We start from the raw sequence: 18,515 nt of genomic DNA, 5'->3' as shown, positions 1-18,515 counted from the left end.
GCTCAGGATACGGGTCAGCGAGCCCGAACCACGGCGGACCCGCCGGCGAAGTTGTCGTGCGTGCCGCGCTTGAACGGGTCGTTGGCGATGGTCACGCCGATCGCCACCGCAGCGACGAAGGACAGCACACCGCCGACGATGGGCACGAGGCCGAGGAGCAGCCAGGCGTTGCGACGCATGGCGACCTCGTTGCTCGGGACCCGCCCGTCGGGGCCGATGACCTTGTAGCCGAGGGCCATCTTGCCCACGGTCTGGCCGCGGGATGCCTCGAGGAAGACGGCGTAGGCGAAGCCGAGGAGCGTGCTGACCAGCAGGTAGGCGAAGTCCTCGCCCGTGCCCACGCCCCCGAAGCTGGTGGCGGTGCCGTCGGTGAGCACCGCGGCGATGATGGCGTTGGGGATGAACAGCACGAGGCCGTCGATGATCCGGGCGCCGAAGCGGGGCCAGGGCCCCACCGGGGTGAGCTGACCACCCGACGACGGCCCCGGGAACGATCCCGGAGGCGGCTCGGAGGGCGGAGGTGGCGGGGGTGGCGGCGGCGGGAGGTCGGACATCAGCGGCGCTTGCCCTTCTTTCGGGGGCGGGGTGGGATGGTCCGGCCCGACAGCTGGGGCGCAGCCGCGGTCCGGCCCGGGTCGGGGGCCGTGGCCGTGGCGCCGGCCCCGGCGGTGACCGGCTCGGCCTTGCGCCGGCCGCCCTGGGCGTCCAGGCGCTGGCGCAGGTTCTGCTGGTAGGGCTCGCGCTCCTTGAGCCAGGCCACGATCGGCGTGGCCACGAAGACCGAGGAGTAGGCACCGATGGCGAGGCCGACGGCGAGGGCGAAGGCGAACTCCTGCAACGTCACGGCGCCGAGCAGGAACGAACCCACGAGCAGCATCGACAGCACCGGCAGCAGCGACGTGATCGTCGTGTTGAGCGAGCGCATCAGCACCTGGTTGAGCGACAGGCTCATCAGGTCCGTGTAGCTCATCTTCTGCGCGAGCGCCGGCCGCTCGGCGTTCGCCTGGGCCTTGTCGAACACGACGATGGTGTCGTAGAGCGAGTAGCCCATGATCGTGAGGAAGGCGATCACCGTCGCTGGCGTGACCTCGAGCTGGAACAGCGCGTAGAAGCCGACGGTGACGAGGATGTCGTGGACGAGGGCGGCGAGCGCGCCGACGGCCATCTTCCACTCCAGCCGGATCGCCATGTAGGCGGCGATGATCACGAGGAAGACCACGAGGGCCCGCTGGGCCTTGGAGAGGATCTCGTCCCCCCAGGTCGGCCCGACCGTGGAGATGGCCACCTCGGTCCGATCGACGCCGGCCAGCTCGGCCAGGGCCGTGGTCACCTCGGACAGGGCGTCCTCGCCGCCCGGTTCGGCCTGCACCCGCAGGTTGTCGGTGCCGACGAACTGGATCTTGGCGTTGCCGAAGCCGAGGGGCGTCAGCACGTCGCGCGCCTCGGACACGGATGCGTCCGGCGCGTCGACCTCCCACGCGGTGCCGCCCTCGAAGTCGATGCCGAGGTTCAGGCCGCGGAAGACCAGGGCGCCGCCGCTGAGCAGCAGCAGCACGACGGAGACGATCGCACCGATCCGCCACAGCCGCCGGAAGTCGATGTCGTTGTCGAAGCTGGCGAGCTTGGCGCGGACGCTCATGCCGGCGCTCCTTCGTCGATGGCGAGACCCCGGTCGACCTTGGGCGTGGGCATCCCGAAGAGGCGGGGACGGTGCTGCAGCCGCTTGGACTTCACCAGCAGCACGGTGAGGGGCCGCATGAAGAAGTACGAGGCGATCAGGTCGAGCAGCGTCGAGAGCCCGAGGAAGAGGGCGAAGCCGCGCACGGGGCCGACGGTGAGCCAGTACAGGATCGCGGCGCCGATGAGGGAGGCGACGTCGGCCTTCACGATGGTGGAGAAGGCGGTGGCGAAGGAGCCGTCGACGGCAGCTCGCAGCGACCGGCCGCCCGCGACCTCCTCCTTGAGGTGCTCGTAGAACACCACGTTGGAGTCCACCGCCACGCCGATCGACAAGATGATGCCGGTGACCCCGGCGAGGGTCAGGGCCAGGCCCTGGTTGGTGCCGAGCCAGGCGATCATCGTCCACAGCAGCGCCGCCGAGACCGACAGCGACAGCATGGCGACCAGGCCGAGCAGGCGGTAGTAGACGAGCATGTAGATGGTGACGATGGCGAGGCCGATGATGCCGGCGGTGACACCGGCGTCGAGGGCGTCCTGGCCGATGGAGGCCGAGATGGACTGGGTCTGCTGGGCCTCGAGCTCCACCGGCAGCGAGCCGTAGCGCAGCACCAGGGCCAGGTCCTTGGCCTCGCCCTCGGTGAAGTCGCCGCTGATCGAGATCTCGTCCGCGTTGAACGCCGGTGCGTTGATGGACGGAGCGGACACGACCCGGCCGTCGAGGACGATGGCGAGCTGGCGGGTCGGGCAGGACGGGGCGCCGTTGAAGCACTCGGCGGCGATGGCGTTGAACTCGTCGATGCTGTCGCCGCGGACCTCCACGGCGACCGCCCACTGGCCCACGCCCTGCAGCTGGGCGCTGGCCCCGCTGAGGATCTCGCCGGTGGCCTCGGCCGGACCGAGGCGGTACCGGCCGATCTCCGTGTCGTCGTCGTCGTACTGGGCCAGGGTGACCGGTTCCTCGACGACGTCGTCCTCGGCGGGCGTCAGCTGGAGCTCGTCGAGGCCCTCGGGCGCGTCCTCGCCTTCCGACTCGGTCGGGGTCTCGATCCCGTCGAGGCCGGCGGGCAGGAGCTGGAGGACCGGACGGAACCGCAGCTCCGCCGTCTGGCCGACCAGCTCGAGGGCCTGCTCGCGGTCGGCGATGCCGGGGAGCTGGACGACGATGGCGTCGTCCTGGCGGGTGATCTCGGGCTCGGCGACGCCGATGCCGTCCACGCGCTGGCGGATGATCGAGATGGCCTGGGAGATCGCATCGTCGTCGACGTCCTCCGTCGGCTCGAGCACGACCGACACGCCGCCCTGGAGGTCGAGCCCCAGCAGGGGCTCGTTGTCGGCGACGAAGGTCCAGACGAGGCCGCCGAGGGCGAGCACCACGATGAAGATGAGGGAGACGAGGCCGTTGCGGCGCATGGGGGGAGCTACTCGGGGTCTTCGGGGGTGGGGTCGGCCGGCACGACCGCGGACTGGGGCCGGGCGACGGCCATGCGAGCCATGGTGATCTCGACGTCCGGCGCGATGCGGAGGCGGGCGCGGTCCTCGTCCAGGGAGGTCACGGTGCCGAACAGGCCCGAGGTGGTGACGACCTCGTCACCGACCTGGAGCGACTCCACGTAGGCCTTGTGCGCCTTGACCCGGCGCTGCTGCGGGAGGATCAGCACGGCCCACATGACGCCGAGGATCGCGATCGGGACGAGCAGCTCCACCAGGTACCACCGGGGATCGGGGACGGACCGGACGATGCTAGTTGCGGGGTGCGGGCTACTCGTAGACCCCGGAGACCTCGGCCCGGAGGTCGTCGAGGGTCCCGTCCAGCACGGCGGCTCGGGCACGGTCGGTGAGGCGCAGCGTCCACGCCAGGTTGTGGAGCGTGGTGAGCCGGGGGCCGGTGGGCTCGTGCACGTTGAACAGGTGGCGCAGGTACGCGCGCGAGTATCGCTGGCAGACCCGGCAGTCGCAGTCCGGGTCGAGCGGCCCGGCGTCGGTGGCGAACCGGTTGTTCTTGAGGTTGAGGCGACCCTCGGAGGTCAGCAGGGTGCCGTGGCGGCCGAAGCGGGTGGGCAGCACGCAGTCGAACAGGTCGACGCCGAGGGCGATGGACTCCACGATCCCGACCGGGTCCCCGAGCCCCATGAGGTAGCGGGGCGCGTCGGCCGGCAGCTCGGCGATCGCGGCGGCGAGGGCCGGCAGCATCTCGTCCCGCGACTCCCCCACCGACAGCCCGCCGATCGCGTAGCCGTCGAAGCCGATGTCCACGGTCCGCTGGGCGCTCTCGATCCGCATCTCGGCATCGACCCCGCCCTGGACGATGCCGAACTGGTTCCGCGCCGGCAGGTCGTGGGCGAGGAAGGCGCGGCGGGCCCGGGAGGCCCAGTCGGCGGTGCGGTCGAGGGCCCGCCGGATGACCTCGGGCGGGCTGGGCAGCGGCGCGCACTCGTCCAGCACCATCTGGATGTCGGCGCCGAGCGCGAGCTGCACGTCCACGGCGCCTTCAGGTGTCAATCGGTACTCGTCGCCGTCGTAGGTGGAGCGGAACGTGACGCCGTCGTCGTCGACCTTCGGGGACAGGGAGAAGACCTGGTAGCCCCCGCTGTCGGTGAGCACGTGACCGCCCCAGTCGCTGAAGCCGTGGATGCCGCCGAGCTGCTCGACGACATCGGGGCCGGGGCGGAAGAGCAGGTGGTAGGTGTTGCCGAGGACGATCTGGGCGCCGAGCGCCTCGAGATCTGCCGTCTCGACGGCCCGCACCACCCCGCGGGTGCCCACCGGCATGAAGCAGGGCGTGGTGACCGTTCCCCGGGCGGTGGTGATGGTGGTGGCCCGCGCCGCTCCGGCGGTGGCCTCGACCTCGACGGACAGGGTCATGCCGTCACCTCCCGGTCCGTCCGGTCCTCGACGCCGGCGCCGTCGCGACCGAGGAGCATGCAGTCCCCGAAGCTCAGGAACCGGTAGCCCTCGGCGAGCGCGGTGGCGTACAGGTCCCGCCAGTGCGGGCCGGCGAAGGCCTCCACCAGCACGAGCAGGCTGGAGCGGGGCAGGTGGTAGTTGGTGAGGAGCACGTCGACCACGGCGACCTCGCTCCCGGGGTGCAGGAACAGGTCGGTCCGGCCGGACAGCGATCCGGAGGCGGCCGCGCTCTCGAGGGCGCGGACGGTGGTCGTGCCGATGGCGACGACCCGGTCGGCCTGCTCGCAGGCGGCCCAGGTGGCCTCGGGCACCTGGTAGCGCTCGGTGTGCATCTCGTGGTCCTCCACCTGCTCGGCGCTGATGGGCCGGAAGGTCCCCAGGCCGACCCACAGGTCGACGCCGACCACCTGGGCGCCGGCTGCCCGGATGCCGTCCAGGACCCGGTCGGTGAGGTGGAGTCCGGCCGTGGGGGCGGCGACCGATCCCGGCTGGTCGGCGTAGACGGTCTGGTAGCGGTCGGGGTCGCCGAGCGGCTCGGTGATGTAGGGCGGCAGCGGGACGGCACCGTGGGCGTCGAGCGCGCCGACGACATCGTCGGTGACCAGCGACACGACGCGGCGTCCCTCGTCGAGGATCTCGCCGACCTCCACCCGCAGGGACGGTCCGTCGTCGGCGACGGGCGCGAGGACCGTGCCGGGCGGGACCCGGCGACCGGGGCGCACCAGGGCCTCCCACCGATCCCCCTCGAGCGGTTCGAGGAGGAGGACCTCCACGGCGCCGCCGGTGGTCTTGCGGAGGTGCAGCCGGGCCCGCAGCACCCGGGTGGTGTTCACGACGACGACGTCACCGGGACCGAGCAGGCCGGGCAGGTCGGCGACCGTGCGGTGCTCGGGCGCGGCGCCTGCGCCGCGGTCGACCAGCATGAGGGCGGCGTCGCGGGGCTCGACGGGCGCCTGGGCGATCGCCGAGTCCGGCAGGTCGTAGTCGAAGCTCGCCGTCTCCACGTCGAGCGACGCTACGGGGTGGACCCGCCCGGGAGGGAACCCCCGCCCGCACGTCGAAGTAGGTGCCGCGGGTCGACGAGCGGACCCGCGCGTGCACAGCTGGTCCAGGCTCGGGGTTCGGAGGGAACATGGCGCTACGAGCGGACGACGTCGACCTCGGCCGCGACCGGGACCTCGTCGAGCGGTACCAGAACGGCGATCCGTCTGCGTTCGACGAGCTCTACCGGCGCTACTTCGATCGGCTCCACCGCTTCTGCCAGCGCCACACCCGCGACGTCCACGAGGCCGAGGAGATCGCCCAGGAGGCCTTCGTCAAGGCGCTGCGCTCCATGGACAGCCTCACCGGCGAACGCCGCTTCTACCCGTGGATGACGGTGATCGCGAAGCGCCTCACCATCGATCGGCACCGCAAGCTCGCCCGCGTCGAGCTGACCGACCAACCCGACCTCGGCTCGGTGGAGCCCGACGTGGACCACCTCTTCGCCGCCGTCGACGCCGGCCACGTCCGCGACGCCCTGGCCGCGGTCGGGCCCCGCCACCGGGAGGTCCTGCTCCTGCGTGAGGCCCAGGGCCTGAGCTACGCCGAGATCGGCCACGAGCTCGACGTCCCGATCACCACGGTCGAGGCCCTCCTCCACCGGGCCCGCAAGGCGCTGCGGCGCGAGTACGCCACCGTCGCCGGGGATGCCCGGGGCCTCTGGGGCCTCCCCGTCCTCGGGCTGGCCGCCACCCGCCTCGGCGAGCTGCGGGCCAAGGTCTCCGAGCGCTGGGTCGAGGTCGGCGCGATCGGCGCCCCGGTGGTCGCCGGCGCCGTGACCGCCGCGCTCGTGCTGGCCCCGTCACCCGGACCCGACACCGTGACCGCCACGGCACCCGAGACGACGGCGGCCAGCAACGTCCGGGCCGCCGCCGTACCGGTCGATCCGGGGGAACCGGTCGTGGTCGCCGGCGTCGACCCGACCGGCGAGGCACCGCCACCCGTCGGCCCACAACCATCACCCCCGCCGCCGGCGCCGGCGGCGGCCGCCGGTCCCGTCGACGTCTTCGTCGGCCCCGACGGGGTGGACCGGGCCTCCGGCGAGGCCGAGGAGATGCCCGTGCGCTCCGACCTCGGCCAGGCATTCGCCGGCCTCGATCCCCGCCCCGCCCTCGGCACCGTCGGCGACGGACTCGCCCGCACGTTCGAACCGCTCCTCGGAGGTACCCCGTGACCCGTCGCCGCACCATCGCCGCCGGCGCTGCCCTCGCCGCCGTCGCCCTCGCCGGCACCGTGGGCGCACCCGCCGCCACCGCCGATCCCGCCGTGCGGGTCAGCGACGACTACATCGCCTGCGTCGGGGTCCGCACCATCGACGTTGCGACCTGCGTCGAGGAGCCGCTCGGCCCGATCCTCGACGTCGTCCTGCCCTGACCGGGGGCGCTACTCGAACAGCGCGCTCGGGCCGTCGGTCTCCGCGGTGCGGGGTGCCACCAGGCCGAGGTGCTCCCAGGCTCCGGCCGTGCAGACCCGCCCCTTGGGGGTGCGCATCAGCAGGCCCTGCTGGATGAGGAACGGCTCGTAGACGTCCTCGACGGTCTCGGTCTGCTCCCCCACGCTGATCGCCAACGTGGACAGCCCGACGGGGCCCCCGCCGAAGCGCTCGCAGATGGCGGACAGGATGGACCGGTCGACCTTGTCGAGGCCGCGCTCGTCCACCCCGAAGGTGGCCAGCCCGAGGGCCGCCGTGGACTGGTCGATCGTGCCGTCGCCGCGCACCTCGGCGTAGTCGCGCACCCGGCGCAGCAGGCGGTTGGCGATGCGGGGCGTCCCCCGGGCCCGGCGGGCGATCTCGGTGGCGCCGCTGTCGTCGAGCACGACGTCGAGGATCGACGCGGCCCGCACGACGATGGCCTCGAGCTCGAGCGACGTGTAGAAGTCGAGCCGCTCGACCAGACCGAAGCGGTCGCGCAGCGGGCCGGTGATGGCACCGGTGCGGGTGGTGGCGCCGACGAGGGTGAAGGGCGGCAGGTCGAGGCGGATGGAGCGGGCGGCGGGGCCCTTGCCGATCACGATGTCGAGCTGGAAGTCCTCCATCGCCGGGTACAGGACCTCCTCGACGGCCCGGGGCAGGCGGTGGATCTCGTCGACGAAGAGGACGTCACCCTCCTCGAGCTGGGTGAGGATGGCGGCGAGGTCGCCGGCGCGCTCGATGGCCGGGCCCGACGTGGGCACGTGGCGCACACCCATCTCGTTGGCGACGATGGCCGCCAAGGTGGTCTTGCCGAGGCCGGGCGGACCGGCGAAGAGCAGGTGGTCGACGGCCTGGCCGCGGCGGCGGGCGGCCTCGAGGATGATGCCGAGGTGCTCCTTCAGCCGGGCCTGGCCCACGAAGTCGGCCAGCGACCGGGGCCGCAGCCCGTTGTCGTCGACGACCTCGCCCTCGAGCGGGTCCGGATCCAGCAGCTCCTCCCTCATCGGACCGGCCTCATCGGGACACCGCCAGGCGCTGCAGGGCGTGCTTGAGCAGGACGGAGGGGTCGTCGCCGTCGGGCAGGTCGGCCAGCACGTCGCGGATCTCCTCGAGCCCGTAGCCGAGGCCGGCGAGCGCCTCGCGCACGTCGGCCCGGGCGGCGGCCGCGCCCCCGGTGCCGGTCGCACCGGCGGACGACCCCGTGGTGCCCGGCACGCCGGTGTCGAGGGGGATGTCGAGGCGGCTCTTCAGCTCGACCAGGAGCCGGGTGGCCGTCTTCTTGCCGACGCCCGGCACGAGGCAGAGGGCGGCGACGTCGTCCTCGGCCAGCACGCGGGCCAGGTCGCCGGGGCCGTGCACGGAGAGGATGCCGAGGGCGAGCGAGGGCCCGACGCCGTGGGCGCCGAGCAGCGCGGTGAAGCAGCGGCGGGCATCGGCGGTGGCGAAGCCGTAGAGGGCCTGGGTGTCCTCGCGGATGTGGTGGTGGACCCACACGAAGACCTCGTCGCCGAGGTCGCCGAGGGAGACCGCGGTGGTGGGGCTCACCATGATCCGGTGGCCGATCCCGGCCACCTCGACGAGCACCTCGTCGTCGGCCCGGTCGAGCAGGGTGCCCCGCAGCGAGCCGATCACCGTCGGCCTCCGGCGGCGGCGATCCGGGCGAGCATCGGCGCCCGGGCGACGTGGCACAGCGCGATGGCGGCGGCGTCGGCGGCGTCGACCGGGCGGATGGGGCGGTCGATCTGGAGGAGTCGTTGCACCATGGTCTCGATCTGGGTCTTGTCGGCGGCACCGTCGCCGGTGACCGCCTGCTTGATCTCGTTCGGCGAGTACTCGGTGACCTCGGCACCCGCCGCGATCGCCTCCACCATCACGATGCCGGCGGCCTGGGCCACCCCGATGGCGGTGCGGACGTTGACCGAGAACAGGATGCGCTCGATGGCCACGGCGCCGGGGGGATGGTCGGCGACGAGCTCGCGCACGTCGGCCTGCAGGGCGTGGAGGCGCTGGGGGACGGGGAGGTCCGGTGAGGTCTTGAAGACCCCGAGGGCCACGAGGGCGGCGCCACCGGCTCGACCGGTGTCGAGCACCGCGTAGCCGCAGCGGGAGAGACCCGGGTCGATGCCCCACACGAACACGGGTTCGACCCTACCGGGCGAGGCGATCCCGGCCGCGGACCCCGCTCTGCTCAACTGGCGCCCTCGTGGTGCCGATGCAATGCCCGTGGTCATGACCCTCCCCTCTGTCCCCTCTGCCTCCGCGCCCGACCGTGCCCCCGCCGGCCACGCGCCCGTGGTGTCCCTCGACCGGGTCGAGCGCACCTTCGGCGACCAGACGGCCCTCGCCGGGCTGTCCTTCACCGTCCCGGCCCGGTCCATCACGGTCCTGCTCGGCCCCAACGGCGCCGGCAAGACGACCTGCACCCGGGTGGTCACCGGCGCGCTCGGGCCCGACGGCGGCACGGTGCGGGTCTTCGGCCTCGACCCGGCCACCGACGGCCCCGAGGTGCGGCGCCGCATCGGCATCGTCTCGGCCAAGCCCGCCCTCTACGACCGGCTCTCCGGCCTCGACAACCTGCGCTACGCCGCCGAGCTCTACGGCCTCGGCCGCCGCGACGTCGCCGCCCGGCGCATCGGCGAGGCGGCGGAGCGCTTCGGCATCGCCGGCGCCCTCGACCAGCAGGTCGGCGGCTACTCCACCGGCATGAAGACCCGGCTCGCCCTGGCCCGCAGCGTGCTGCACGAGCCCGAGCTGGTCCTCTACGACGAGCCCACGTCCGGCCTCGACCCGGAGTCGTCCTACGCGGTGCTGGAGCTGATCCGGGAGATGACGGGCCAGGGCAACACCGTGATCATGTGCACCCACCTGCTGCTCGAGGCCGAGGGCCTCGCCGACCAGGTCGTGATGCTGCAGGACGGGCAGTCGCTGGTGCAGGGCCCACCGGACGAGCTCGTGCGCCGCTACTGGCCTGACCGCACCGTCCTCATCGACGCCGAGGACCGAGCCGCCCTCGCCGCCCTCGCCGGCGAGCCCGGCGTGCACGACGTCCGCCACCGTGACGACGGCCCGGCCACCGTGGTCGTCGACGACCTCGCCCGCATCCCCGACCTCGTGCACGCCCTCGCCCGGGCCGGCGCCCGGGTGACCAGGGTCGAGGCGGAGCGCCACTCCCTCGAGGACCTGTACTTCGCCGTCCGGCGCGACAGCGGCGAGAACCGCATCGGCGAGGTCGTCCAGTGACCGCGACCATCGACCCGCCCGCGCCGCCCCCGAAGGGCCAGGGCTACCCGCAGCGCCCGGCGCAGCGCGAGACCGGCCGGATCGAGTGGGGCCAGATCGCCACCGTCGCCCGCACCGACCTCAAGCAGCTGATCCAGGCCAAGGACTTCTGGGGCCCGATGGTCGGCCTCGGGGCGATCTTCTTCTGCGTCGTCCCCACCATCTTGCTGTTCAGCCTCACCTCGATCGCCACGGTCGACGCCGTCGAGCAGATCAGCCAGACCCTCGAGGTGCTGCCCGACCGCGCCCAGGAGTCGATCCAGTCGTCCACCGGCGGCGACGACGCCACCCCGCAGGGCCAGGCCTCGTACGCGCTGGCCGTCTTCCTGTTCGCCCCGGTCGCCGTCGTGGTGCCCCTCACGATCTCCACCGCGGTCGGTGCCGCCACCATCGTGGGCGAGCGCGAGCGGGGCACCGGGGAGTTCCTCGCCCACTCCCCCGCCGGGGTGCGCGAGATCTACCTCGGCAAGCTGCTGGCCTCGCTCATCCCCGGCTACGTCACCACCGTCGTCGGCTTCGGCATCTACTCGCTCATCGTCAACCTCATCGTCGGGCCGGAGGTGGGCGGCTGGTTCTTCCCGACGACGCAGTGGTGGATCCTCATGGCCTGGGTCGTCCCGCCGTTCCTGGCCCTCACGCTGTCGCTCGTGCTGCGCCTGTCGGCCCGGGTGAAGTCCACGGCCGCGGCCCAGCAGGCGTCGGGCCTGGTCAGCCTCCCGCTGATCATGGTCGCCTACTCCCAGTCCACCGGCGCCCTGTTCGGCGGCGCCCGGGTCACGTGGATCATCGGCGGCCTCGCCTGGCTCCTCGCCGTCCTCGGCCTGCGGCGCGGCATGCGCGCCGTCTCCCGGGCCCGGCTCCTCGGCGTCGCCGACGAGCAGTAGGCGCCGAGCCCTCCGGGTCAGAGCGGGTCGTCGGCGACGATCGTGCCGCCGGCCAGCTCGATCCGTCGGCTGAGGGTGACGGTCTCGAGCAGCCGCCGGTCGTGGGTGACGAGCAGCAGGGTGCCCGGGTAGGACTCGAGCGCAGCCTCCAGCTGCTCGATCGCCGGCAGGTCCAGGTGGTTCGTCGGCTCGTCGAGGACGAGCAGGTTGACGCCGACGAGCGCGAACGCGGCCAGCACCGCCCGCGTGCGCTCCCCCGGTGAGAGCCGGCTGGTGGGCCGGGACACGTGCTCCGGGCCGAGGCCGAGCTTGGCCAGCTGGGAGCGGGCCTCGTTCGCGAGGATCCCGGTCTCGGCGACGAACGCGTCGACGAGGGCTTCCTCGCCGGCGAAGCGACCGCGCGACTGGTCGAGCGTGCCGACCACGACCGACGGACCGACCCGCACCGTGCCGCTGGTCGGCTCGATGTCGCCGAGCATCGTGCGCAGCAGCGTGGTCTTGCCGGAGCCGTTCGGGCCGACGAGCGCGACCCGCTCGCCGTAGCCGATGTCGAGGGTGATCGGTCCGAGCGTGAACCCCGCGCCGTGGTCGACGACGACGTCACGCAGGCTGACCACCTCGTCACCGGACCGCCCCGTCGTGGCGAAGTCGAGGCGGAGGTCCCAGCCCTCCCACGGCTTGTCGACCACGTCGAGCCGCTCGAGCGCCTTCTCCGCCCGGGCCGCCTTGCCGGCCAGCTTCTCCGAGGACGCCTTGTTGAAGGCACGGATGTTCTTGTCGGGCTCGCCGGAGCGCTTCACCTTGCCGATGCCCTTCGCCGACCACTCCCGGGTCTGCTGGGCCTGGCCCCGGAGGCTGTCACGGGTCTCCACGTAGCCGGCGAAGGCCTCCTCGGCGTGGCGCCGGGCGGCGGCGCGAGCATCGAGGTAGGCCTGCCAGCCGCCGTCGTAGCGGGTCGCGGTCCGCTCGTGCTCGTCGATCTCCACCACGCTCGTGACCACCCGCTCGAGGAACGCCCGGTCGTGGGAGATGAGGACGAAGCCGGCGGGCGAGTGCACGAGGAAGTCCTCGAGCAGGGCGAGCCCGGCCAGATCGAGGTCGTTGGTGGGCTCGTCGAGGGCCAGGAGATCGAACCCGGCGAGCAGCACCGAGGCCAGGTTCACCCGGGCTCGCTCGCCGCCGGAGAGCGTCGCCGCCGGCTGACCGGCCCGGCCCGCCCCCAACCCGACCCGTTCCAGGGTCTCGGCCATCGTGGCATCGAGGTCGGCGACCCCGAGGTGCAACCAGGTCTCCAGCGCGGCGCTGTAGCGGTCGGCGGCATCCGCGTCGCCCGCGGCCATGGCGCGCATCGACGCGTCGAGCTCGCGCTGGGCCATGTCGGCGCCGGTGCGGCGGGCGATGACGTCGGCGATGGTCTCGCCCGCCCGCACGTCGAGCTCCTGGGTGAGGTGCCCGACCCGGGCATCGGCGGGGACCCGCGCGACCGTGCCGCGCTCGGGTTCCAGGTCACCGACCAGCAGCCGGAGCAAGGTGGACTTGCCCACCCCGTTGGGCCCGACCACACCGATGCGGTGGCCGCTGGCGACGGTGAGCGACACGTCGGCCAGCACGACCTCGGGGCCGTGGGCGAACGACAGGTTGCGGGCGACGATCTGGGCGGACACTCAGGCCTTGGCGGCCTCGACGGCGCGGACCAGCTCCTCGGTGGGGCGGAACGTGAGCCCGGCGATGGCGCGGTGGGAGTAGGCGACCGTGCCCGCGGCGTCGATCACGAAGACCGAGCGGCGGTAGAACCCGAGCGGGCCGAGGATGCCGTAGGCCTCGCCCACGGCCTTGTCGGTGTCGGCGAGGAGCGGGAAGCCGAAGCCGCCCTGCTTGTCGGCGAAGTCCTCGTGGCTGGGCACGTCGTTCGGGGAGATGGCGAGCACCTGGGCGCCGACGTCGTGGAACGCGTCGATCTCGGCGGTGTACTCGTTCAGCTGGCGGGTGCAGACGGGCGTGTTGTCGCCCGGGTAGAAGACGAGCACCACCGGCGTGCCGGCGTAGTCGGCGAGGCGGTACGTGCGCCGGCCCTCGTCGGTGCCGTCGGTGCCCTCGAGCTCGAAGCCCGGGGCGGCGGCGCCGATCGCCACCATCAGCCCGCCGCCGCTTCCATCATGTCGGCCGTCATGTCGAAGTTGGCGTAGACGGCCTGGACGTCGTCGAGGTCCTCGAGCGCCTCCACGATGCGCAACGTCTGCTTGGCCTTGTCGGCCTCGGTGATCGGCACGGTGTTCTGCGGGAGCATCGTGACCTCGGAGCTCTCGACGTCGATGCCGGCGTCGTCGAGCGCCTGGCGGACGTCGGGCAGGTCGGTGGCCGGGGTGACCACCTGCCAGATCGACTCCTCGTCGGTGATGTCCTCGGCCCCGGCCTCGAGCGCCACCAGCATGAGGTCGTCCTCGGCGACCGACTTGGGGACGATGATCACGCCCTTGCGGTCGAACTGCCAGGACACGGCACCGGGCTCGGCCTGCGAGCCGCCGTTCTTGGTGAAGGCGTTGCGCACGTCGGCGGCGGCGCGGTTGCGGTTGTCGGTGAGCACCTCGACGAGCATGCCGACCCCGTTGGGCCCGTAGCCCTCGTAGGTGATCTGCTCGTAGACCACGCCCTCGAGGTCGCCGGTGCCCCGCTTGACCGCCCGCTCGATCGTGTCGAGGGGGATGGAGTTGTCCCGGGCCTTCTGGAACATGGTCCGCAGGGTCGGGTTGGCATCGAGGTCGCCGCCGCCTTCGCGAGCGGCCACCTCCACCTGGCGGATCAGCTTGGCGAAGACCTTGGCCCGCTTCTGATCCGTGGCGGCCTTCTTGTGCTTGATCGTCGCCCACTTGGAATGGCCGGACATCTAGAGGACCTCCTCGAGGAATCGCCGGTGGATGCGCAGGTCGTCGGACAGCTCCGGGTGGAACGCCGCGACCATCACCGGGCCGGATGCGCACAGTACGGGTCGACCGTCGACCTCGGCGAGCACGGTCACGCCCTCACCTCTCCGTTCCACGACGGGCGCGCGGATGAAGGATGCGTGGAACGGGACGGTCGGATCGTCGACGCCGGCCGAGGACAGGTCGAGGTCCGCTTCGAAGCTGTCGACCTGGCGTCCGTAGGCGTTGCGGCGCACCGAGATGTCCACGGCGCCGAAGCACCGCTGGTCGGGGCGACCGTCGAGGATCTCGCTGCTGAGCAGGATCATGCCCGCGCAGGTGCCGAGGGCAGGCATGCCGTCCGCGAGGCGCTTCGCCACGGGGTCGAACAGATCGCCACGCTCGAGCAGCATCGACATCGTCGACGACTCGCCCCCGGGCAGCACGAGCGCGTCGACGCCGTCGAGGTGCTCGGGCCGGCGGACCTCGGCCGTGGTGACGCCGCAGGCCTCGAGGGCCTTGGCGTGGCGTGCGAACGCGCCCTGGAGCGCCAGGACGCCGACGGTCGGGATCGCTACCAGCCCCGGTCCTCGAACCGGGTGCCGTCGGTGGCGGTGCCGGCCGGGTCCATGCCGATGCCGGTCATCGGGGTGCCGAGGCCACGGGAGACCTTGGCCAGGATGTCGGCGTCGCGGAAGTGCGTGGTGGCCTCGACGATGGCCTTGGCCCGGGGGGCGGGCTCGTCGGACTTGAAGATGCCCGAGCCCACGAACACCGCGTCGGCGCCGAGCTGCATGGCGAGGGCGGCGTCGGCCGGGGTGGCCAGGCCGCCGGCGCAGAACAGCGGCACGGGCAGGGTGCCCGTCTCGGCGATCTCCTGGACGAGCGGCAGCGGGGCACGGAGCTGCTTGGCCCACTCGAACAGCTCGGGCTCGTCGGCCTGCGTGAGCTTGCGGATGTCGCCGGTGATGGAGCGAAGGTGGCGGACGGCCTGGACCACGTTGCCGGTGCCGGCCTCGCCCTTGGAGCGGATCATCGCGGCACCCTCGCTGATGCGCCGCAGCGCCTCGCCGAGGTTGGTGGCGCCGCAGACGAAGGGGACGGTGAAGGCCCACTTGTCGATGTGATGGGTCTCGTCGGCCGGGGTGAGGACCTCGGACTCGTCGACGTAGTCGACCCCGAGGGCCTGCAGGATCTGGGCCTCGACGAAGTGGCCGATGCGGGCCTTGGCCATCACCGGGATGCTGACCGCGGCCTGGATGCCGTCGATCATGTCCGGGTCGGACATGCGGGCGACGCCGCCGTCGACGCGGATGTCGGCGGGCACGCGCTCGAGCGCCATGACCGCGACGGCACCGGCGTCCTCGGCGACCTTGGCCTGCTCCGGGGTGACGACGTCCATGATGACGCCGCCCTTCAGCATCTCGGCCAGCCCACGCTTCACGCGGAACGTGCCGGTCTCGTGGCTCCTGGCCGTGTCCTGGGCGTCGCTCGACATGCCCCCGAGTCTACGGGCGACCCGGGCCGGATCTCCCAACGCGATCGTGTGACAGGAGCACTGCCAGAACGGGAGGGCTACAGCTCCCGCAGCAGGTCGATGCGATCGGCGAGGGGCGGGTGGGCGGCGAAGGGATCGTCGTCGGCCGGTGCGGACGGGGCCGCGAACCACAGGGGCTGGAGGGACCGCGGGTTGCGCTCGACACCGGAGGACCCGGCGCGGACCCGCTCCAGCGCGTTGACCAGGCCGGGCGGGTACTGCGTGGCCCGGGCCGCGGCCATGTCGGCGACCACCACCCGGCGCTCGTCCTCCCCCGCCCGGGCGAGCCAGGCCACGAAGCCGGCGGCGGGGCCGCTGGCGAGCGAGCCGAACAGCGCGGTGGTGACGGTCGGCGCCTCGACCATGCCGTCGCGGACGTCGGCGAGCAGGTGGGCCACGATGCCCTCGAGCTCGATGCGCTCGGCGGTGTCGAGCAGCCCGCGGGTGATGGCGATGGAGGCCGGGCCGTCTCCCGAACCCCAGACCACGGCGTTGCGGGCCGGGTCCTCGATCACGTGGAGCCGGGGCACGGCGACGCCGACCGCCATGGATGTGCTGTCGACGACCCCGGCGAGGCGGGGCGCCTCGTCGACGCCGAGCGCCCGGGCCCCGAGCGAGCCGGCGATCCCCTCGTCGATCGCGCGGCAGCGCACCGCGGTGACGGCAACCGCCACGACGGCGGCGAGGACCGGGGCGAGCCAGACCGGCAGGACGATGAGGCCGAGGAGCAGCACCGGCACGGCGAGAATCCCCGCGTGCACCGCGGCGACGCGGGCCAGGTCGGTGGTCGGCTCTCGTGCGGTGGACAGATCGGTGGCCACGATGCTCCGGGGACGGGCGCGGCGGGCGCGGTGCGGGGCCGGGAGTCTACGGACCGCCTCCCCGGCGCACGAGACGGCCGCAGGCCACGCACAGTGGCGCGATGGTGACTAGTCCATCGGGTGTGCGAAATGGCACACCTGGGCGATATCGCCAAAGCGGCGAATCGGACAGGGTGGCGAGGTCAGTCCTGTCTTTTCTGTTGGGGAGCACTTCTTCATGCGTCTGTCCCGTCTCGTCCCGGTCCTCGCGGCCGGGGCTCTCCTCGCGGCGACCACCTCGCCGGCGCTGGCCCAGTCCGACCCGGAGCAGGCCGTGGTGGAGGGCGTGGGCACCACGACGGGCGCGCTGACCCTGCTCGGCCTCGACGCCGGCGACCTGCTCTCGATCGACCTGCTCTCCGATGCGGGCTCGGCCAACATCGACGAGGACCTCGGACCCCGTCGCGCCGCAGCCCAGATCGCTGCGCTCGCGCTCGAGTCGCCGGCCGCCGGCGTCTCCCAGGTGCTCCCGCTGCTGTCGGCGGAGTCCACCGGCGCCCCCGACGAGCGCTCGCAGGCGGTCACGCCGATCGACAACCCCGTCGTGTCCGGTGCCATCGCGCCGCTGCAGCTCAGCGCGCTCGTGGACGATGCCGGCGCGACGTCGCTTCTGTCGGCCGGGCTCGCCGACCTCGACGTGCTCAGCGGCATCCTCACCATCGCCGGCACCACCCTCGACCTCGGCAGCACCGCCCTCGTCGGCGACGCCGCCGGCTCGCGGGGCATCGACCTCGATGCGCTCACGGTGCTCGACCTCGAGGCGCTGCTCGCCACGCTCGGCATCCCCCTCACCGACCTCCCCCTCGACACCCTGCTCGGCCTGCTCGACGGCCTCGGCCTGCTCGGCCAGCTCGAGGGCCTGCTCGCCCCGCTCGGTCTCGACATCGACGGGTTGAGCGTCGACGCCATCGTGGACCTGGTGGACGGCCTCGTGGGCGAGCTCGACCTCCTGCTCGGCCAGCTCGACCAGGTCGACGCGCTGGTCGAGGAGATCATCGCTCTCGAGGACCTGCAGGCGGCGCTGCAGGCCGACTCGGGCTCGTGCGACACGCTCGGAGACCTCGACGACCTGCTCGGGGGCGGCGACACCCTCACCGAGCTCTGCAGCGACGTCACCGGCACCCTGGCCAGCATCACGAACCAGCTGACGACGCTGACCGCGCAGCTGGACGCCCTGCCCGACCCGACCGAGCTCACCGCGCTGGTGGACGACCTGCTCGACCAGGTCCGCGGCGCGCTGGAGGCACCGCTCGACCTGCTCTCGGGCCAGGCCCTGCTCAGCCTCGAAGGCCTCGACGTCACGGTGCTCACCAAGGCCACCGACGACGTGGCCACCTCGGTCGCCGACGTCACCGGCACGTTCGGCTCCCTGCAGGTCGGCGAGCTCCCCGTGCTCGGCACGCTGAACCTCACCGCCCCGACGGCCGACCTGAACGGCCTGCTCGCCCAGGCCGAGGGCCTCGTCGGCGGCGTCCTCGGCGAGATCTCCCCCGCCCTGGCCGACCTGGTGTCCATCCGGACCATGCAGGAGACCACCTCGGTCGAGGAGGTCGCCGGCTCGGTCGTGTCCTCGGCCGCGTTCTCCGGCCTCGAGGTCGAGGTGCTCCCGGTCCTCGGCGAGCTCACGGGCCTGCTGGACGGCCTCGGCGGCACCGACTCGCTCGGCGCCATCCTCGAGGGCCTCGACCTCCCGCTGCCGACCTCGGGTGCGCCCGAGGTGCTGGAGCTCAACGCCCTCCTCGCCCCGATCACCGGGGGCCTGCCCCTGCTCGGCGCCCTCGAGGAGGGGCTCGGGCTGCAGGTGGCCACGTTGAGCCAGCAGTCCACGTTCACGCCGGTCGCCGCCCAGGCGCCCGCCACCCCGGCTGCGCCCGCGGCACCGGCGGCACCGGCCCCGGTGCTGCCCCGCACCGGCAGCGACGACGGCCTGCTCCTGGCCCTCGCCGGCGCTGCGGTGCTCGCGGCCCTCGGCGGCCGCCACCTGGTGCGCCGCAACGGATCCGACGCCTGAGGCTG

General features: G+C 73.0%; 20 protein-coding genes. 5 read left to right on the top strand and 15 right to left on the bottom strand.

Features of this window, described 5'->3' with window-relative positions:
* Positions 1-14: 14 nt before the first annotated feature.
* From RGQ06_RS15815 to queA, 6 genes are all read right to left on the bottom strand, one after another.
* Complete coding sequence (locus RGQ06_RS15815) at positions 15-455, bottom strand: RDD family protein (RefSeq protein WP_432429509.1); 441 nt, start codon at positions 453-455, stop codon at positions 15-17.
* Positions 456-553: 98 nt separating this feature from the next.
* Positions 554-1,639, bottom strand: a complete 1,086-nt coding sequence (gene secF, locus RGQ06_RS15810; RefSeq protein ID WP_432429510.1) for a protein translocase subunit SecF — start codon at positions 1,637-1,639, stop codon at positions 554-556.
* Positions 1,636-3,090 carry a protein translocase subunit SecD gene (gene secD / locus RGQ06_RS15805; RefSeq protein ID WP_432429511.1) on the bottom strand — a complete coding sequence of 485 codons (1,455 nt, stop codon included), beginning with the start codon at positions 3,088-3,090 and terminating at the stop codon, positions 1,636-1,638. The genes secF and secD overlap by 4 nt, the downstream gene beginning before the upstream one ends.
* A gap of 8 nt (positions 3,091-3,098) precedes the next feature.
* Positions 3,099-3,383 carry a preprotein translocase subunit YajC gene (gene yajC, locus RGQ06_RS15800; RefSeq protein WP_432429512.1) on the bottom strand — a complete coding sequence of 95 codons (285 nt, stop codon included), beginning with the start codon at positions 3,381-3,383 and terminating at the stop codon, positions 3,099-3,101.
* A gap of 55 nt (positions 3,384-3,438) precedes the next feature.
* Positions 3,439-4,542, bottom strand: coding sequence for a tRNA guanosine(34) transglycosylase Tgt (gene tgt / locus RGQ06_RS15795; RefSeq protein WP_432429513.1), 1,104 nt, complete (start codon positions 4,540-4,542; stop codon positions 3,439-3,441).
* A complete protein-coding gene (gene queA, locus RGQ06_RS15790; RefSeq protein WP_432429514.1) occupies positions 4,539-5,588 on the bottom strand; it encodes a tRNA preQ1(34) S-adenosylmethionine ribosyltransferase-isomerase QueA in 1,050 nt (349 codons plus the stop codon). Before queA ends, tgt begins: the two co-directional genes overlap by 4 nt.
* A 128-nt stretch (positions 5,589-5,716) precedes the next feature.
* On the opposite strand from queA, the gene RGQ06_RS15785 reads away from it, so the two are divergent.
* Both RGQ06_RS15785 and RGQ06_RS15780 read left to right on the top strand, forming a co-directional pair.
* On the top strand, positions 5,717-6,799 hold the full coding sequence (locus RGQ06_RS15785) for an RNA polymerase sigma factor (RefSeq protein ID WP_432429515.1): 1,083 nt from the start codon (positions 5,717-5,719) through the stop codon (positions 6,797-6,799).
* Positions 6,796-6,999 (top strand): hypothetical protein, encoded by a 204-nt coding sequence (locus RGQ06_RS15780; RefSeq protein WP_432429516.1) that lies wholly within the window; start codon positions 6,796-6,798, stop codon positions 6,997-6,999. Before RGQ06_RS15785 ends, RGQ06_RS15780 begins: the two co-directional genes overlap by 4 nt.
* A 9-nt stretch (positions 7,000-7,008) precedes the next feature.
* On the opposite strand, the gene ruvB is transcribed toward RGQ06_RS15780, so the two are convergent.
* From ruvB to ruvC, 3 genes are read right to left on the bottom strand one after another with little or no spacing between them, the layout of a single operon-like run.
* Positions 7,009-8,043 carry a Holliday junction branch migration DNA helicase RuvB gene (ruvB, locus tag RGQ06_RS15775; RefSeq protein WP_432429517.1) on the bottom strand — a complete coding sequence of 345 codons (1,035 nt, stop codon included), beginning with the start codon at positions 8,041-8,043 and terminating at the stop codon, positions 7,009-7,011.
* Positions 8,044-8,053: 10 nt separating this feature from the next.
* Positions 8,054-8,671, bottom strand: coding sequence for a Holliday junction branch migration protein RuvA (gene ruvA / locus RGQ06_RS15770; RefSeq protein ID WP_432429518.1), 618 nt, complete (start codon positions 8,669-8,671; stop codon positions 8,054-8,056).
* Positions 8,668-9,177 (bottom strand): crossover junction endodeoxyribonuclease RuvC, encoded by a 510-nt coding sequence (gene ruvC, locus RGQ06_RS15765; RefSeq protein ID WP_432429519.1) that lies wholly within the window; start codon positions 9,175-9,177, stop codon positions 8,668-8,670. Before ruvC ends, ruvA begins: the two co-directional genes overlap by 4 nt.
* 91 nt (positions 9,178-9,268) lie before the next feature.
* On the opposite strand from ruvC, the gene RGQ06_RS15760 reads away from it, so the two are divergent.
* Together RGQ06_RS15760 and RGQ06_RS15755 are read left to right on the top strand one after the other, a co-directional pair.
* Positions 9,269-10,279, top strand: coding sequence for an ATP-binding cassette domain-containing protein (locus RGQ06_RS15760; RefSeq protein WP_432429520.1), 1,011 nt, complete (start codon positions 9,269-9,271; stop codon positions 10,277-10,279).
* Complete coding sequence (locus RGQ06_RS15755; RefSeq protein ID WP_432429521.1) at positions 10,276-11,202, top strand: ABC transporter permease subunit; 927 nt, start codon at positions 10,276-10,278, stop codon at positions 11,200-11,202. Before RGQ06_RS15760 ends, RGQ06_RS15755 begins: the two co-directional genes overlap by 4 nt.
* A 17-nt stretch (positions 11,203-11,219) precedes the next feature.
* Here the strand turns inward: RGQ06_RS15755 and RGQ06_RS15750 are convergent, their stop codons facing one another.
* The 6 genes from RGQ06_RS15750 to RGQ06_RS15725 form a co-directional block, all read right to left on the bottom strand.
* Positions 11,220-12,866, bottom strand: a complete 1,647-nt coding sequence (locus tag RGQ06_RS15750; protein ID WP_432429522.1) for an ABC-F family ATP-binding cassette domain-containing protein — start codon at positions 12,864-12,866, stop codon at positions 11,220-11,222.
* Positions 12,867-13,337 carry a redoxin domain-containing protein gene (locus tag RGQ06_RS15745; protein ID WP_432429523.1) on the bottom strand — a complete coding sequence of 157 codons (471 nt, stop codon included), beginning with the start codon at positions 13,335-13,337 and terminating at the stop codon, positions 12,867-12,869. It abuts the gene before it with no gap.
* Positions 13,337-14,086, bottom strand: coding sequence for a YebC/PmpR family DNA-binding transcriptional regulator (locus tag RGQ06_RS15740; protein WP_432429524.1), 750 nt, complete (start codon positions 14,084-14,086; stop codon positions 13,337-13,339). The genes RGQ06_RS15745 and RGQ06_RS15740 overlap by 1 nt, the downstream gene beginning before the upstream one ends.
* Complete coding sequence (gene pdxT / locus RGQ06_RS15735; protein ID WP_432430726.1) at positions 14,087-14,656, bottom strand: pyridoxal 5'-phosphate synthase glutaminase subunit PdxT; 570 nt, start codon at positions 14,654-14,656, stop codon at positions 14,087-14,089.
* A gap of 20 nt (positions 14,657-14,676) precedes the next feature.
* Positions 14,677-15,600: a pyridoxal 5'-phosphate synthase lyase subunit PdxS gene (pdxS, locus tag RGQ06_RS15730; RefSeq protein ID WP_432429525.1), complete on the bottom strand. Its 924-nt coding sequence runs from the start codon at positions 15,598-15,600 to the stop codon at positions 14,677-14,679.
* 77 nt (positions 15,601-15,677) lie between these two features.
* The gene (locus RGQ06_RS15725; protein ID WP_432429526.1) at positions 15,678-16,460 is read right to left on the bottom strand and encodes a hypothetical protein; all 783 of its coding nucleotides are present in this window, start codon (positions 16,458-16,460) and stop codon (positions 15,678-15,680) included.
* A 217-nt stretch (positions 16,461-16,677) separates the two neighbouring features.
* Here RGQ06_RS15725 and RGQ06_RS15720 point away from each other — a divergent pair, with 217 nt between their 5' ends.
* Entirely contained in the window at positions 16,678-18,510 is a 1,833-nt protein-coding gene (locus RGQ06_RS15720; protein ID WP_432429527.1) for an LPXTG cell wall anchor domain-containing protein, read from the top strand.
* Positions 18,511-18,515: the final 5 nt, after the last annotated feature.

The sequence above is a fragment of the Salinilacustrithrix flava genome (assembly GCF_041228405.1).
Taxonomy (GTDB): Bacteria; Actinomycetota; Acidimicrobiia; order Acidimicrobiales; family Salinilacustritrichaceae; genus Salinilacustrithrix; species Salinilacustrithrix flava.
The sequence above is the reverse complement of the archived record's forward strand: the minus strand, read 5'-3'. Positions and strand labels throughout refer to the sequence as shown.

Bases quoted from the DNA above. Each gene is read 5' to 3' on its own strand.
- secF (WP_432429510.1), bottom strand. From the start codon at position 1,639: ATGAGCGTCCGCGCCAAGCTCGCCAGCTTCGACAACGACATCGACTTC.
- secD (WP_432429511.1), bottom strand. From the start codon at position 3,090: ATGCGCCGCAACGGCCTCGTCTCCCTCATCTTCATCGTGGTGCTCGCC.
- tgt (WP_432429513.1), bottom strand. From the start codon at position 4,542: ATGACCCTGTCCGTCGAGGTCGAGGCCACCGCCGGAGCGGCGCGGGCC.
- RGQ06_RS15785 (WP_432429515.1), top strand. From the start codon at position 5,717: ATGGCGCTACGAGCGGACGACGTCGACCTCGGCCGCGACCGGGACCTC.
- ruvB (WP_432429517.1), bottom strand. From the start codon at position 8,043: ATGAGGGAGGAGCTGCTGGATCCGGACCCGCTCGAGGGCGAGGTCGTC.
- RGQ06_RS15760 (WP_432429520.1), top strand. From the start codon at position 9,269: ATGACCCTCCCCTCTGTCCCCTCTGCCTCCGCGCCCGACCGTGCCCCC.
- RGQ06_RS15745 (WP_432429523.1), bottom strand. From the start codon at position 13,337: ATGGTGGCGATCGGCGCCGCCGCCCCGGGCTTCGAGCTCGAGGGCACC.
- RGQ06_RS15740 (WP_432429524.1), bottom strand. From the start codon at position 14,086: ATGTCCGGCCATTCCAAGTGGGCGACGATCAAGCACAAGAAGGCCGCC.
- pdxS (WP_432429525.1), bottom strand. From the start codon at position 15,600: ATGTCGAGCGACGCCCAGGACACGGCCAGGAGCCACGAGACCGGCACG.
- RGQ06_RS15720 (WP_432429527.1), top strand. From the start codon at position 16,678: ATGCGTCTGTCCCGTCTCGTCCCGGTCCTCGCGGCCGGGGCTCTCCTC.